General features: G+C 65.4%; 9 protein-coding genes. 5 read left to right on the forward strand and 4 right to left on the reverse strand.

Annotation, left to right across the window (positions count from 1 at the left end; genetic code table 11):
* Positions 1-5: 5 nt before the first annotated feature.
* Positions 6-782, reverse strand: a complete 777-nt coding sequence (gene xth / locus HFGMBDPB_RS25395; protein ID WP_016451300.1) for an exodeoxyribonuclease III — start codon at positions 780-782, stop codon at positions 6-8.
* A gap of 132 nt (positions 783-914) precedes the next feature.
* On the opposite strand from xth, the gene HFGMBDPB_RS25400 reads away from it, so the two are divergent.
* The 3 genes from HFGMBDPB_RS25400 (at position 915) to HFGMBDPB_RS25410 (ending at position 6,475) form a co-directional block, all read left to right on the forward strand.
* Complete coding sequence (locus HFGMBDPB_RS25400; RefSeq protein ID WP_249343690.1) at positions 915-3,761, forward strand: site-2 protease family protein; 2,847 nt, start codon at positions 915-917, stop codon at positions 3,759-3,761.
* A gap of 256 nt (positions 3,762-4,017) precedes the next feature.
* Positions 4,018-5,103, forward strand: a complete 1,086-nt coding sequence (locus HFGMBDPB_RS25405; RefSeq protein ID WP_212646521.1) for a fimbrial protein — start codon at positions 4,018-4,020, stop codon at positions 5,101-5,103.
* 100 nt (positions 5,104-5,203) lie between these two features.
* The gene (locus tag HFGMBDPB_RS25410; protein WP_012206794.1) at positions 5,204-6,475 is read left to right on the forward strand and encodes an amidohydrolase family protein; all 1,272 of its coding nucleotides are present in this window, start codon (positions 5,204-5,206) and stop codon (positions 6,473-6,475) included.
* Positions 6,476-6,499: 24 nt separating this feature from the next.
* Here the strand turns inward: HFGMBDPB_RS25410 and HFGMBDPB_RS25415 are convergent, their stop codons facing one another.
* On the reverse strand, positions 6,500-7,219 hold the full coding sequence (locus tag HFGMBDPB_RS25415; RefSeq protein WP_016451304.1) for a Crp/Fnr family transcriptional regulator: 720 nt from the start codon (positions 7,217-7,219) through the stop codon (positions 6,500-6,502).
* A gap of 51 nt (positions 7,220-7,270) precedes the next feature.
* The gene (locus tag HFGMBDPB_RS25420) at positions 7,271-8,182 is read right to left on the reverse strand and encodes a LysR family transcriptional regulator (protein ID WP_212646522.1); all 912 of its coding nucleotides are present in this window, start codon (positions 8,180-8,182) and stop codon (positions 7,271-7,273) included.
* Between the two features lie 151 nt (positions 8,183-8,333).
* Here HFGMBDPB_RS25420 and HFGMBDPB_RS25425 point away from each other — a divergent pair, with 151 nt between their 5' ends.
* Positions 8,334-9,335: a Bug family tripartite tricarboxylate transporter substrate binding protein gene (locus HFGMBDPB_RS25425; RefSeq protein ID WP_016451306.1), complete on the forward strand. Its 1,002-nt coding sequence runs from the start codon at positions 8,334-8,336 to the stop codon at positions 9,333-9,335.
* Positions 9,332-10,624: a hypothetical protein gene (locus tag HFGMBDPB_RS25430; RefSeq protein WP_212646523.1), complete on the forward strand. Its 1,293-nt coding sequence runs from the start codon at positions 9,332-9,334 to the stop codon at positions 10,622-10,624. Before HFGMBDPB_RS25425 ends, HFGMBDPB_RS25430 begins: the two co-directional genes overlap by 4 nt.
* Positions 10,625-10,671: 47 nt before the next feature.
* On the opposite strand, the gene HFGMBDPB_RS25435 is transcribed toward HFGMBDPB_RS25430, so the two are convergent.
* The gene (locus HFGMBDPB_RS25435) at positions 10,672-15,270 is read right to left on the reverse strand and encodes an IPTL-CTERM sorting domain-containing protein (protein WP_212646524.1); all 4,599 of its coding nucleotides are present in this window, start codon (positions 15,268-15,270) and stop codon (positions 10,672-10,674) included.
* Positions 15,271-15,274 lie beyond the last annotated feature (4 nt).

Below are 15,274 nucleotides of genomic sequence, written 5' to 3' on the forward strand. Positions count from 1 at the left end.
AAAACCTAGCCCAATGTCACGACGACCGGCGCATGGTCGCTGGGCTGAGGGTTCTTGCGCGGCGCGCGGTCCACGATGCAGGCGGTGACGCTGGGACGCAAGGCCTCGCTGACCAGGATATGGTCAATGCGCAGGCCCCGGTTCTTCTGGAAACCCAGCATCCGGTAGTCCCACCACGAATAGCTTTTCTCGGGCTGGTCGAACATGCGGAAGGCATCGGTCAGGCCCAGCTGCAGCAGCGCCTGGAAATGCGTGCGCTCTTCCACCGTGTGGTGGATCGTGTCCTTCAGGCCGATGGGATCGTAGGAGTCGCGGTCCTCGGGGGCCACGTTGAAGTCGCCCACCAGCACCAGGCGCGGATGGGCTGCCATCTCGCTTTTCACCCAGTCCTGCAGCGCCTGCAGCCAGCGCATCTTGTAGGCGAACTTGTCGGTGCCCGGCGCCTGTCCATTGACGAAGTAGCCGTTGATCAGGCGCACCGGGCCGCCTTCGGCATCGAGGGTGGCGGCAATGATGCGGGCCTGCTCGTCATCCAGGCCCGGGATATTGCGCACCACGTCGTGCACCGGCGTGCGCGTCAGCCAGGCCACGCCGTTGTAGGTCTTCTGTCCATGGCTGACCGCGTGGTAGCCGGCCTCCTGCAGCGCCTGCAGCGGAAACTTGTCGTCGGTGAGCTTGAGCTCCTGCAGCGCCAGCGCATCGACAGGGTTGGCCTGCAGCCAGGCCAGCACCTGCGGCAGGCGCACGGACAGGGAATTGACGTTCCAGGTGGCGATTTTCATTTGAAGAATGGTCCTTTGATTTGATTGTCGCATCACGGGTGGCAAGGCTACGATCCCGATGCTGATCTGCCTGGAGGAGCTTTTGGGAGGGCACATCAGAACCGTCACACTCCATCGACAAGACTATTCAAGATGATGAACTGGCTCTCACAAGCCGCGCCCTGGCTGGCGCTGCTGGGCGCGATTCCCTTGCTGTATGCGCTCTCGCTGCTGCTGGCCACTTTGAACTGCATGCGCCTGCGCCTGCGTGCTGCGCCCATGGCCGTGGTGGAGCGCCAGGCACTGGAGCCCGACTCACGGGCGGTGCTGGATGCCATGCGGCCGGAGTTGCAAGCCTTGGGCTTCACCTGGTGTGCCAGCCTGCAGGGCACGCATCCGCAGGCCATGGATCCCGACCTTCCTCTGGAGGTGGACTTGTTCGTCCATGCCGACGGGCGGGCCTGGGCGATGGTCCAGGCCGAACAGGCGGGAAGCGCCAGGCATGGCCGCACCGTGGGCTCCGTGACCTGGCTCACATTCTTTGCCGACGGGCGCAATTGGATGGGCTTCAATGGCCTGCCTCAGACAAGCCTGCCTGCGCCGCCCGGCTGGACCTACCTGGACGATGCCCAGCCCGATACCGCATCGGCCTGGGCCGCCTACGCCGAGCGCCTGTCCGGCGACCGGGCTCCCGTGGTCCAGGGCCTTGACCAGGCGGTACAGCGCCTGGATGAGTGGGGCCGGAGCCAAGTCCCTGCACTGGTGGCCCAGGGCCGTGCGCTGCCTGCCGGGCCCGGGTTCTGGCGGCTCAGCTGGCGCGAGTCGCTGCGGCTGGCCTGGCGCGCCTTGCGCCAGGTGCGCAAGGAAGACAGGGCGGGGCCCGCCAGCCCATCTGCCGACGCATGCCTTCATGGGCCGCAGGTCCGGCAAGTGTCCGAGGCGCTGCGCTTTCGCTACCAGAAAGCCGTGCAGCGCGGGCTGGGCATGGCGCACAACCGCCACCGCAGTTTCTGGATCACGGCGGCGCTGTTCCTGGCAGCAGGCGCCGTGCTGTTTTCATGGGACATGGCGTGGATGCTTCTGGTGGTGATCGCCGTGCATGAAGGAGGGCATTGGCTGGCCATGCGCTGGGCGGGCTACCAGCGGCAATCCGTCTTCTTCATTCCTGGCCTGGGCGGCATGGCCACCGGAGAAAAGGCGGATGCCACGCCGCTGCAAAAAGTGGGCGTCTATCTGGCCGGTCCCATGCCTGGGCTGTTGCTGGCTGTGGGAGCGCTGGCTGCCGTAGGCTGGGGCCTGCTCCCGCAGCCACCCGCCTGGACCATGCAATTGCTGCTGCTGACCCTGGTCGTCAACGCATTCAACCTGTTGCCCCTCACGCCTTTGGATGGCGGCCGCGTGGTGGAGAGCCTGCTGTTCGCTCGCCTGCCCGCAATGCGGCTGGTGTTTGCACTGGCGGGCATGGCCGCGCTGGGTGGGCTGGCCTGGTTCAGCCGGGACCCCTTGATCTCCATCCTCACCGGCGTGCTGCTGATGGGGCTGCCGTGGCAATGGCGTGTGATGCAACTGGAGCGGGCCGTGCATCGCACCCTGCACACGCTTCCTCAACAGGAGGCATGCCAGGCCCCGGTCAGTGAGGCCGATGCCGTACACCGCGCATTCGGCGTGCTGCAGCAACCCGCTTTTGCGCGCTGGCCCTTTGTCCGGCGCGCGGCCGCTGCAGGCGCACTGCTGCCCTCCTTGCAATCGCGTGCGCCCGGTTGGGCCGAAGGCGCAGCGGGCCTGGCAATCTACCTGGCCTGCCTGCTGCTGCCGGTGGCCATGGTCATGGGCATTCATCAAGCTGCGCCGCAGGGGCGGCAGGTTCTTGCTGCGCTGTGGGATGTGGAGCTGTCTGCCCGCCGTGATTACGTACCGGAGCAGCACCTGGCCGCGATCGAGGCCCGCCTGGCCCAGGCCGACCAACTGCCCCCGTCTGCCCAAGAGCAACGGGTGGAGATCTACCTGGAAGCCGCCGGGGAACTGCAACTCATGGACGACCATCCTCTGGCCGAGGCGCGCGCCAAAGCACTTTACCAATCGGCCTGGGCGATGACGCAGTCCCGGGCACAGAGTGATCTGCAGCGTGCCCTTGCATTGAAAGGCATGGCCGACACGGCGGATACCGCCGAGCAGGCAACGAATTTGCGCCAGCGACTGGTGGCCGACCTGCAGGACGTGCCAGGCCCTGCACGCCGGGTGCTGGCCAGCGTGCAGGAAGTTCTTGCGTTCTGGGGACCGCCTGATCAGACCGTGGCGCAAAGGCTTGATCGGATGGTGCAAGCCGTGGAGATCCGCCGCGCCGACGCCGATGCGCCGGACGATTTCCTGCTGCTGCACGCGCGCATCAAGCTCGCCCGGTTGCTGGATGCCAGCGGCCACCCCGAAGCGGCGCAAGCCCAGTTGCAGGCCAATGTGATCGCGCTCCAGGCCGCGCTTCAGGCAGCGCCGCAAGCTGCACATGCCGTGACTGCGGATTCGGCTCAGCGCCGTGAATGGAAAATCTTCTCATTGATGCAGGCCGAAACCCTGCATGCCCGGTTCATGGCCGAGCACGGCCAGACTGGCGCTGCCGTGGCACTGGCCCGCCAAAGCGTGGAGCGCACCCCGCCGAAGAAGGCCGGCCACTACGCCTCCCAGGACAGCTGGATCGCCTGGCTCTGGATTGCCATAGGCATGGGTGATGCCGCTGAAGTGCGCCAGGCCCAGGCGCAACAGCTGCCTGCACCCCGTGCATATGCCGAAATCGGAATCGCCCAGGCCCGGCTGGCCGCCGCGCAACTGCTGAACGACGATGCCCTGCGCCTGCAGGCACTGGCCGCGCTGCAACCGCTGTCCCAGGCGCACCACGTTGCGCTTTGCAGGCGCCCGCGCGTGGCGCGCGACCTTCATAGCGACTGGCAAAACCTGGAGCGCAGGCTCCAGCACGAGTCTGCGCAGGCCGCAGGACTGTGCCCCTGATAGGTATCGTCGGGGAGGGCGCGCGCATGCCGGCAGCGCAGGGCCAGCTATCCGCAGGCCCTGATGAAACCCTACCGAAAGAGAGAGCGCCAGGCCCTGCCCGCAGCATACGCAAATGCTTGATCTACTCGTCATTCACGCCACGCTGCCCGATGGCCGCCAGGACATGTCCATCGCCTGCCTCGCCACGACCTTCATGGCACCGGGCAGACCTTGAATCAGATTGATCTGATTTCATCTCGGATGAAAGGTGCCTATGATTGAAAATTTACCAAGGAAATGCGGCCTTGGAATTTTTTATTATTCGGAGGTATTCAGAATGCATATATTCATAGGTGCTTTTTGCAGAATAAACAAGGCTGTCATGATACTTATTTTTGCAATGATGGCCACCTCCGCATGGTCCCAATGCGAAATTAAAGATACAAGTGATGGGGCAGGCTATTACAAGTATGTGTTCAGTAATTTCAATCCCCCAGAATTCAATCCCACTGTGGCCAAGAACACGGTGATTTACTCAAAAGCCGCTGTGGCGGTACTGAGTAATGGGGTTGGCAAGAGATTGATGAATTGTAAGCAACGGGTCATGGGCTATAGCGTAGGTAAATCTACACCAGTCAATAATATATACCCGACGACAGTCGAGGGTATTGGAATGAGGGTTTCGACTATACATGGTGCTGCGCCTGTAAGTACTTCGGAGCATTCCGATCACCCCGGATCTTTTGCATATCAATTTTCCGATGTCAAAGTTGAGTTGATCAAGACCGCAGATGGCGATATCACTGCAGGTGGCGTGCTGAACAGCGATTTCCTGTACGAACGCGCGACTGATGCATCTGGCCAGATTCTCGCTCAATACAGCTTTTCCTCGCCCGTCGTCCTCCGGCCCAGGGTGCCCACTTGTACCCCACAGGCGCCGGAGCCCGTGCGCATGGCCCAGACTGTCGCTCAAAAACTCACCTCAATCGGCTCAACCGGTGCTCCCCGCTCCTTCCTCATCTCGTTGTTGTGCAAGGGCGGCATTCCAGGTTCGTTGACCAACGCCTATGTCACCCTGACGGATGTGGCAAATCCTGGAAATATCGGGAATGCTCTGACCCTGTCGAAAACCTCGGTGGCAAAAGGTGTGGGTGTGCAGATCCGCAAGGATGACCAGATACTGGGCTTTGGCCCGGACTCCAATGCCGCCGGCAACAGGAATCAATGGTTTGCAGGGTCTGTTGCCTACGGGCAGGAGCGGTTGGATATCCCGCTGACGGCGCGCTATGTCAAGACCGAAGAGAAAGTGACCATAGGCAGTGCCAATGCGGCGGCGACCTTCACCATCAGCTACCAGTAGTTCCCCCTGATCCCTTGCGCTTTCGGTCTGACCGCTGGCAGGCCATTCAGCGTGGTCAGGCAAGTCTGCGGGTGTGCGGCCATGCCCGCAGAATACGCAGATGCTTGATCTACTCGTCATTCACGCCACGCTGCCCGACGGCCGCCAGGACATGTCCATCGCCGTGCAGGGCGGGCGCATCGTCGAGGTCGCGGCCGGTCTTTCGGCGCCAGCCCACCAAGTGGTCGATGCGCAGCACCAGCTGGTCTCGCCGCCCTTCGTCGATCCGCATTTCCATATGGATGCCACGCTGAGCCACGGTCTGCCGCGCGTCAACCGCAGCGGCACGCTGCTGGAGGGCATAGCGCTGTGGGGCGAGCTCAAGCCGCTGCTCACGGCCGAGGCGCTGATCTCGCGCGCGCTGGAGTATTGCGACTGGGCGGCGGCCAAGGGGCTGCAGGCCATCCGCAGCCATGTGGATACCAGCGATGCCCGCCTGCTGGCCGTCGATGCGTTGCTGGAGGTCAAGCGCCAGGTGGCTCCCTATATCGACCTGCAGCTGGTGGCGTTTCCGCAGGACGGCGTGCTGCGCTCGCCCGGCGGCGTCGCCAACCTGCGGCGGGCGCTGGACAAAGGCGTGGACGTGGTGGGTGGCATTCCCCACTTCGAGCGCACCATGGCCGAGGGTGCCGACAGCGTCAGGCTGCTGTGCGAGCTGGCGGCCGAGCGCGGCCTGCTGGTGGACATGCACTGCGACGAGTCCGACGACCCGCTGTCGCGCCACATCGAAACCCTGGCCTTCGAGGCGCAGCGCCTGGGCCTGCAGGGCCGCGTCACGGGCTCGCACTGCACCTCCATGCACAGCATGGACAACTACTACGTGAGCAAGCTGCTGCCGCTGATCGCAGAAAGCGGCGTGGCCGTGATTGCCAATCCGCTGATCAACATCACGCTGCAGGGCCGCCAGGACAGCTATCCCAAGCGCCGCGGCATGACGCGCGTGCCCGAGCTGCTGGCCGCAGGCGTCAACGTGGCCTTCGGCCATGACTGCGTGATGGACCCCTGGTACGGCATGGGCTCGGGCGACATGCTGGAGGTCGCCCACATGGGCCTGCATGTGGCGCAGATGACCAGCCAGGACGGCATGCGCGACTGCTTCGACGCCGTGACCACGCGCGCGGCGCGTGTGATGCACCTGGACGGCTATGGCATCGAGGCCGGCTGCGATGCCAGCTTCGTGCTGCTGCAGGCGCGCGATGCGGCCGAGGCGATACGGCTGCGCGCCACGCGCCTGAAGGTGTTCCGCAAGGGCCGGTTGCTGGCCGAGGCGCCTGCTGCAACGGCTGCGCTGCATCTGCCGGGCCGCCCGGCAAGAATCGACTGGCGGCGCTGAACCGCAGCTGAACCGGCGCCGGCCTCAGGCGCCGGCCAGGCTGGCCTCGCGCACGATGGTCTGCAGGGCCACCAGGTCCCTGACCACCAGGCCCTGGGCTTCCACGCGAATGCAGGCGTCGCGCTCCATGCGCTTGAGCTCCTGGTTCACGCGCTGGCGCGAGGCGCCCAGCAACTGGGCCAGCTCCTCCTGCACCAGTTGCAGGCCTATGCGCAGCTCGCGCGGGTCGTCCAGCACCTGTGTGCCGTAGCTGCGCGACAGGTGCAGCAGCTGCTTGGCCAGGCGTGCGCGCAGGGGCAGGGTGTTGAGGTCTTCCACCAGCCCGTAGGTCTGGCGTATGCGGTGGGCCTGCAGGCGCAGCAGGGCGTCGTAGAACTCCACATGCGTGGCCAGGATGGCGTGAAAGCTCTCCTTGTCCACGCACAGCAGCGTGGTGTCGCCATGGGCATAGGCATCGCGCGTGCGCGGCTCATCCAGGAAGGTGGACATGGCGCCGAACCAGGCACCCGGCTCCACATAGGCCAGCGTGGTCTGCCGACCCGACAGGCTGGTCGAGCTCATGCGCACGGCGCCCTGCGCACAGGCATACCACCTGTGCGGCACATCGCCGCGTGCATAGATCAGTGCCCCGTCCTTGAGCCGCCGGACCGTGGTCTGGCGCAGGATGTCATGGCGCAGCGAGGGCGAAAGGCTGCAGAACCACTGGCCGGAATTGATGGCCTCGCGCTCGGCAGGGGTGAGCATGGGCTCGTGGGTACTCGTTTGCAAACCGCTTGTCTCCAATCGGCCGCAATTTTAGGGCGTGCGAGCCTGCGGATAGGCGTGCAATTGCTCTCGCAGCAACTGCACGAAGCAGTCAGCCCTTTCGGTGGGCGCGTATTGGGGCGGCAGGGCCAGCACCACCTCCACCGCGCAGGCTGGAAGCAGTGGCTGCACACGCAGGTCGCGCGCGAACACCGAGGCCACGTAGGGGTTGACCACGCCCAGCCCCAGCCCTTGGGCGGCCAGGGTGCAGATGGTGGAGGAGTAGGTGGTCTCCATGGTGGAGCCGGCTTCTATTCCGTGTTCCTGCATGGTGTGGCGCAGTTGCAGGCAGATGTCGTCATCGGCGTTGAGGGTCAGCAGCAGCTGGCCCTGCAGGTCGCGCACGTGCAGCCGTGTGCGCGTGGCCAATGCATGGTCCGGGTGCATGACGCAGACGGCGCGGCTGCGGTGCAGCACGGTGGCATCCAGCTCGGGCGTGCTCAGCGCCATGGTGCTGACCACCAGGTCGAAGTGGCCATGCAGCAGGCCCTCGCGCAAGGGCGTGGAGCCCAGGGTCTGCAGGCTGATGTGGGTGCCCGGGTAGCGCTGCGCGAAGCTGCGCACCACGGCCGGGATCACGCTCAGGCCCAGGGCCGGCGTGCAGCCTATGCGCAGCGTGCCGGCGCCGGACTGGCGCAGTGCGGCCAGGTCGCGCTCTATGCGTTCGCGCCCCAGGAAATGCTGCTGCACGGTGGCGAACAGTTCCACGGCCTCGGCCGTGGGGCGCAGCCGGCCCTTGTGCATGTCGAACAGCTTGAGCCCTGCGGCCGCCTGCATCTGGGCCAGCAGCCGGCTGACCGAAGGCTGCGTGGTGTGCAGCAGCCGCGCGGCGGCCGTGGTGGTGCCGGTCTGCATGACGGCGCGGAAGGCCTCGATCTCTCGGGCGCTCAGGGGTCTGGACATGGCGATTCGGTCCTGCTCGGGGTGGCTGGCAATGTATATCTTTTCTGTATAGAGGCCACGGAAAAATGCATTTTTCCAAAGATGCCCGGCTTTCTACACTGGCCTCATTGCATCGTTTGCCCAGGCGCAGCAGCGCCATCGAAAGGATTCCATGATCAAGACAAGCGCAGGCCGCAAAGCCGCCATGCTCGCTGTGGCCATCTCCGCCTCGTTGGCTGGCACGGCACCAGTCGCCGCCATCGCGCAGGATGGCTTTCCCCAGCCGGGGCGCCAGCTGCGCATCATCGTGCCGTTCACTGCAGGCGGCAGCTCTGACGTGCAGGCACGCATGCTGGCCGACCGCCTGAGCCGGCTCTGGGGCCAGCCGGTGGTGGTGGAAAACAAGCCCGGCGCGGGCGGTCATCTGGGAGGCCGATATGTGGCCGATCAGCCGGCCGACGGCTACACGCTGATGGTGGGCTCCATCGGCCTGCATGCCGCCTATGGCGTATACAGCAAGCTGGCCTATGACCCCGCAAAGGATCTGCGCGTGGTGACCGTGCTGGCCGAGATGCCGCATGTGGTGGTGGCCACGCCCAGCCTTGCCGCCAGCAACCTGGCCGAGCTGACGGCGCTGGCCAAAAAGGCGCCTGGCACGGTCAACTTCGGCTCGGCCGGCGTGGGCTCGTCCGTGCACATGATGGGTGAGCTGTACAAGCTGCAGGCGGGCGCGCCCATCGTGCACGTGCCTTATCGCGGCAGCTCGGCCGCGATCAACGACCTGCTGGGCGGCCAGATCCAGCTCATGTTCGAGAACCCGCCCACGGTGCTGTCGCACATACGCGGCGGCAAGCTCAAGGCGCTGGCCGTCACGGGCAGCCAGCGACTGCCGGCCCTGCCGGACGTGCCCACGGCGGCCGAGTCCGGGCTCAAGGACTTTGTGGCCACCTCCTGGACCACGGTGGCCGTCTCCTCCAAGGTGCCCGAGGCCATCGTCAAAAAGCTCAATGACGACATCCGAAAGGTCGTGGCCACACCCGAGTTCCGCAAGGGCCTGCAAGAGCAGGGCATGAGCGCCGTCGCCAACAGCCTGCCTGAGGCGCAATCCTTCGTTGCCCGCGAAAAGCAGCGCTGGGACCGCGTGATCGCCGAAGGCCACATCTCCGCCCAATGAAACGCTCCATGACTTCGAACACCCCCGCATCCTTCGTCCCCTGCCGCCGCCTGGGCGATGGCCGCCAGCACCACTTCTTCGGCTACTACAACAAGTCCAGCTGGGACCGCAGCAATCGCCTGGTGCTGGCGCAGCAAACGCCGTGGATGGACCAGTACCTCACGCCCCAGGCGCGGGCGTCCATCGGCTACTTCGATACCGAAAACGGCGACCGCTTCCACGCCGTGGGCGAGACCGGCGCCTGGAACTGGCAGATGGGCAGCCAACTGCAGTGGCTTGACGGGCTGGCGGGCCGCCAACTGATCCACAACGACAGGACGGCAGAATCCGGGGGGCGCTATCCGGGGTTCGGCTCCGTGGTCATCGATGTGGACAGCGGCGCGCGGCGCACCCTGCCCATGCCTGTGTATGTGGTGGCGCCCAGCAGTGCCTGGGCGCTGTGCGTGGACTACCGTCGTCTGTACGTCACGCACGAAACCATCGGCTATAGCGAAGAGGGTGGTCCCTTCGCCTTGCCCCTGGCGCCCGAGGACGACGGCATCTGGCGCATGGAGGTCGCGACGGGCGAGGCAAGGCTGCTGGCCAGCTATGCGCGCCTCAAGGCATTTCATCACCGCACATCGATGGACAAGGCCATCCACTGGGTCAGCCATATCGAGGTCAACCCGTCTTCCTCGCGCATTCTTTTCCTGCACCGCTGGACCGAACGCGTCAAGGACGAAACCTGCTTTCTGCACCGCCTCATCACCATGGCGCCCGACGGCTCCGACATGCGCCTGCTCGAATGCTCGGACCATCCGCTGCCCCAGCTGGCCGACGACTTCGACCCGATGGCCGTGGGCACGTTCGACTACGAAAAGTCCGAATACCAGATCTCGCATCCGCTATGGCAGGACGACAGCCACATCATTGTGTGGGGCCCGCATGCCGGGGAGATCCACTATCACCTCTATGACGATGTGGACGGCGGTGACGTGCAGGTGGTGGGCGCAGGCGTGCTGGTGGAGAACGGCCACATGAGCTTCTCGCCCGTGGACACGCGCTGGCTGCTCAGCGACACCTATCCCGACGACCGAACGCACGAGCGCTTCCTTTTCCTGTACGACATGCACACGGGCGAGCGCCACGACCTGGGCAGCTTCTACGCCTCGCCCGATCTCAGCAAGGAAAACCGCTGCGACCTGCACCCGCGCTGGAGCCGTGACGGGCGCCAGGTCTGCATCGACTCCGTGCACGAGCACCAGCGGCAGATGTATGTGCTGGATGTGTCGGGGATCGTGGAGGCTTGACTCGGGTAGTCGGGGGCGCGTGAGCAGCCCCGGCTACAGCGTACGACTCAGCGCGGCTTGCGCATTCGCGTGCGGCGTCCGGCCAGGGCTGCGACGCCCAGCATCAGCGCTGCCAGCGTCCACTGGCCCCATTGCGAAAGCGTGGGAATGGCCGCGGGGCTGCCGCCGGCAGCGGCGGCCAGCACGGCCACGCCACCCGGGTCACTGATGAAGGCGTTCACATCCAGGTCGTCATCGCCGTTCCTGCCGTCCTCAATCGTCAGCGTCACGCTGTTGTCGCTGGCGTTGAACTGCGCGCCGGTGAAGTGATACCAGTGCGGCGTTGCGTTGTCGGACGTGGGGCCGTACTTCCAGTACTGTGCATTGCGGGGCAGATTGTTCGGGAACGTGAGCTTGATGCTCACCGTGGATCCCGGCGCACCGTTGTGGACAGCGAAATCGAACAGGCCCAGCGGGAACTGAAGATTGGCAGGCGGTGCGTCGGCAGGTGACCTGATGTGCCCCTGCAGCGGGATGAAGCCCGCAGTCTGCGCCGGGCCTGTTCCCATGGGTGTGAAGACCCATGGGCTTCCCGCAGCAATCTCTGCTGAGACCGTCGTTCCGCCCACGGTACCGGTGATGGTGCTCAGAGAGTGGGGGGGCAGGGTGATCGTGAAGGTCTGGTTCACGGGCGTTGCCGCGGCGTACTCGGCATCGCCGGCCTGGCTGGCCTGCAGCGTGCAATCTCCCGTGCGCATCAGCCGCAGCGAGGTGCCCGTGACCACACAGGTCTGAGGAGTGAGGCTGCTGAAGCTGATCGGCAGGTTGGAGTTGGTTGCGGCGGCGTTTGCCAGCGACAGGGCCTGGGGGCTCAGATAACGCAGGGACGAGAAATCGAAGGTGATGTTCTGGATTGCCTTGCCGACTGCAATCTGTACCGAGCCGGTGGCCTGTGCATGGTTGGCATCGGCCGCCTTGGTCGCCGTCACCGTGCAGCTGCCTACGGCCGTGCCGGTGACGGTGTTGCCGAACAGCGTGCAGTTGCCAGCGCCTGCCGTCAGCGCCAGCGTGAGCACACCGCTGCCGCTGCCGCCAGTGACGGTGACCGTGCTGGAGTCGCCTTTGGGAATGCTGGCGGGTGATGCCACCACGGACAGGGCCACCTGGCTTGCCTGTGACACCGTCACCGAAGTGCTGGCCGTGGCCTCTTCATGGTCGGCATCCGCTGCCTTGGTGGCCGTGACCGTACAGGTTCCGACACCCAGGCCGGTGAGCGTGGAGCCCGCGATGCTGCAGGGGCCCGCGACGCTCAAGCCGATGGCGCCGGTGCCCGAGCCGCCCGTGGTGCTCAGTTGCGAAATGCCGCCAAAGCTGATGGCTGCAGGACTGGCCTGCACCGACAGTGCTGTCTGTCCAGCCTTGGCCACGATGACGGTGGTGCTGGCGCTGATGGCCTGGTGGTTGATGTCGCCAGCCTTGGTGGCCGTGATGGTGCAACTGCCGGCGCCAATGGCACTCAACTGGTTGCCCGTCACCGCGCAGAACTGGGCACCACCCGTCACGGCGTAGGTGACGGCGCCGCTGCCCGAACCCCCAGTGGTCGCCAGGGTTGCCGTGGCGCCGAAGGTCAGGGTCGAAGGCGTGGACTGCACGCTCAGGGTGACCTGGGCTGCAGGGGTCACGGTCACCACGGTGGTGGCCAGCGTGTCCTGGTAGTTGGCATCGCCCAGCTTGGTGGCGGTCACTGTGCAGGAGCCCGTGCCTTCCGCAGTGAGCGTGTTGCCGTTGACGGAGCAAAAGGCGGCTCCATCCGTGATGGAAAAGCCCACGGCGCCGGACCCTGCGCCGCCACTGGTTGACAGCGCGGCCGTGCTGAAGGCCGCCAGCGTGCTGGGTGTTGCCGTCGCCGTCAGCGCAGGCTGCTGGGCCTTGATCACCGAGATGTCCACGGTGGTCGTGGCGGCCAGGTAGCTGGCGTCTCCCGCCTTGGTCGCCGTCACGGTGCAATCGCCCACAGCCGTGGCTGTGACCGTGTTGCCTGTCAGGGTGCAATAGGCCGCGCCTGCAGTTACGGCGTAGCTGATGGCGCCTGCGCCAGAGCCGCCGTTGGCGCTCAGCGTGGTGGTGCCGGCATAGGGCAGGGTCTGCAGTGCTGCACTTGCCGTCAGTGCAGCCTGCGGGCTCTTGTCATTGGTCAGCGAGAACGAGGTGCTGGCCGCCCCTGCCTGCGCCGTCACGGTATAGCTGCCGGCGAACAGGTTGGCTGTGGCACTCAGCGATGCGATGCCCTGGTCGTTGGTCGTGACCGAGGTTCTTGTGGCAAAGGTGGTGGATGGCCCCGATGCGGCAGGCGCATTGAAGTCCACCATGATGCCGGCAAGCGGCTGGTCGTCGATGTCGGTGACCTTGACCGACAACGGCGTGGCAAAAGGCTGCTGGATGCGGGTGGACTGTTGAGAGCCAGTGAGCACCGCCATGGCCGCAGGTGGGCCGAAAGGATCGATGCGAAATACCAGACCATTCGAAAGGCTCTCGTTTGCGCTGAGGGCGCTGTTCGCAGGGTTGGTCAGGCCGTTGGTGCCCGATGTGGTGGTGGCGCCGCCCACGGAAAGAAGGGTCCTGCCCTGCACATTGGTTGCGGCCAGGCTGCGCATGGCCTCGTTTTCCGAGGTGCCCAGGAACCCTGCATAGTTCCAGTTGTTCGGATCGCTGGTTGCGATGCTGACCAGGAAGCCGTCCTGCTTGCCTCCTGGAGTGGTGGACAGGCCGCTTTGTGCCTTGACGGGAAAGCCTGCGCCATTGCTGGTGCTGCCCGTGGCGAACCACTGCACGCCGTCGCCGGCCAGCCCTTCCACGCTGTCGTAGCCATTGCCACCCAGGTAGGTGGCGTCCAGCACCTGGTCTCCTGATGCATTCAGACGCAGCACAAAGCCGTCCATGCCGGTGCTGCGCGCGGTCTGCGGCCCTAGGCCCTTGCGCAGTCCGCCGTTGTCGGCAGGAAAGTTGTCTGACCCGGTCTCCCCGCCCACGAGCAGTGAGCCGTCATACATCAGGTTCAGTGCCAGTGCACGGTCCGCACCGGCGCCCGAGCCTGTCAGCAGCGTGAAGTAGTCGAAGGCGCTGCCGTCGGCCCGGATCTTGGCGACGAAGCCGTCTGATCCATCGATGGCGCGCGAATTGATTTGTGTCCTGAGGCCCGTGGCGCCCGGCATCCCCGAGACAGAGTCGGTAGCGCCAGCCACATAGGCCGCGCCGGTGCCGTCCACGGCAATGGCATATCCGATGTCGGCGCCGCCGTCGCCGCCGATGTATCCGGCGTACTCCAGCCCGCTGCCTGAAGCGTCGATGCGGGCCACGAAGGCATCCCGCATTTCTGACTGCGCAGGGCCAAAGCCGTGGTTGAGCTGCGGCCCGTTCACGGCAGGAAAGCCTTTGCCTTCCGTGAATCCGGTCACATAGACCCGGCCAAGGGTGTCCAGAGCCAGGGCATTGGCCTGATCGTCACCCGTTCCACCAATCAGGCCCGAATACAGAATGCCGGCACCGTCTGGTGCCAGGCGCATGACGAAGGCGTCCCTATCCGTCGTGCTCTTGCTGCGCCGAAAGCGTTGGTTGGCATCTGTGCCAAGCAGGGGGAAGCCGGTGGATTCCGTGCTGCCCGCCAGGTGGATGCGGTTTTGTATGTCCACGGCCAGGCCGTTGCAGGCGTCGTCTCCCGATCCGCCCACATAAGTCACGCTCAAGGGGACACCCTTGGGATCGAATCTGACGACGAAGGCATCCTCGCCACCTTTGCTGCTGCCTGCGTTGGGCAGGTCGGACGATTGCGTCACGCCACAGGCGTAGGTGTTGCCGTCGCTGTCTCGCGCCACGGCGTTGACCTGGTCGGCCGAGTTGCCTCCGACCAGGCCCGAGTAGCCGGTCCAGGCCGGATCGATGACCAGCGGCAGGCCTTTGTCATGGCTGCCCAGCTCAAAGCCCACGCGCCAGGTGGTGGCGTCCACCTGCTCCAGCCGATAGCGGGCGGGCACGTCCACGCGGCCATTGCCCCGGGGTTGGTAGACCAGCGGTGCATCGTCGGTGAAAAGGTCGTTGCCTATGCTCCACTGCAGCGCTCCCGTGGGCAGGATGCGTGCATCCGTCGCACCTTCCACGCGCAGCCAGACCTGTGCGGCATCGGCACCAGGAGCCAGTTCAAACTGGTACTTCAGACCGCCGGGCTCGCCCTGGAAAACGGCATCAATGCCGGGCCAGACACTGCGGTAGCCCAAGGCACCGAAGCTGCGCAGGCCCGTGCGCCATTGCGCGGCTTCGCCGACCAGCCAGTGGTAGAGCGTGGGCGAAGGGTGCAGGCCCTGCGGGGCCGACATCGATGCGTTCTCGAAGCTGTAGCGCAGGCGCGAATCCGGGCGCAGGCTCAGGCTCCGGGCCACGCCGGATGCGGCCACCGACCGGCCTTGCACGCTGGTGGCCCGGCCGGGCAGGTCGATGCTCATGCCTTGCGCGTCGAAACTGATGCGCTTGCCTGAGGCCATGGCGCGAAAGCCGGCCCCGGGCATTTCTATGAAGCGGTTGTCCCTGCCAGAGAACTCGCGTTGCACCAGAGGATCGGCCTGAGCCCCCGTGGTCAAGGTCAACAGGGTCAAGGCCGCAATGGAACTGCGCATAGGT

This window comes from Delftia sp. PE138 (assembly GCF_018320755.1).
GTDB classification, from domain to species: Bacteria; Pseudomonadota; Gammaproteobacteria; order Burkholderiales; family Burkholderiaceae_C; genus Comamonas; species Comamonas tsuruhatensis.

Excerpts from the sequence above, each read along its gene's own strand:
- HFGMBDPB_RS25425 (WP_016451306.1), top strand. The coding sequence starts at position 8,334 with ATGATCAAGACAAGCGCAGGCCGCAAAGCCGCCATGCTCGCTGTGGCC.
- HFGMBDPB_RS25410 (WP_012206794.1), top strand. The coding sequence starts at position 5,204 with ATGCTTGATCTACTCGTCATTCACGCCACGCTGCCCGACGGCCGCCAG.
- HFGMBDPB_RS25435 (WP_212646524.1), bottom strand. The coding sequence starts at position 15,270 with ATGCGCAGTTCCATTGCGGCCTTGACCCTGTTGACCTTGACCACGGGG.
- xth (WP_016451300.1), bottom strand. The coding sequence starts at position 782 with ATGAAAATCGCCACCTGGAACGTCAATTCCCTGTCCGTGCGCCTGCCG.
- HFGMBDPB_RS25405 (WP_212646521.1), top strand. The coding sequence starts at position 4,018 with ATGATTGAAAATTTACCAAGGAAATGCGGCCTTGGAATTTTTTATTAT.
- HFGMBDPB_RS25430 (WP_212646523.1), top strand. The coding sequence starts at position 9,332 with ATGAAACGCTCCATGACTTCGAACACCCCCGCATCCTTCGTCCCCTGC.
- HFGMBDPB_RS25415 (WP_016451304.1), bottom strand. The coding sequence starts at position 7,219 with ATGCTCACCCCTGCCGAGCGCGAGGCCATCAATTCCGGCCAGTGGTTC.
- HFGMBDPB_RS25400 (WP_249343690.1), top strand. The coding sequence starts at position 915 with ATGATGAACTGGCTCTCACAAGCCGCGCCCTGGCTGGCGCTGCTGGGC.
- HFGMBDPB_RS25420 (WP_212646522.1), bottom strand. The coding sequence starts at position 8,182 with ATGTCCAGACCCCTGAGCGCCCGAGAGATCGAGGCCTTCCGCGCCGTC.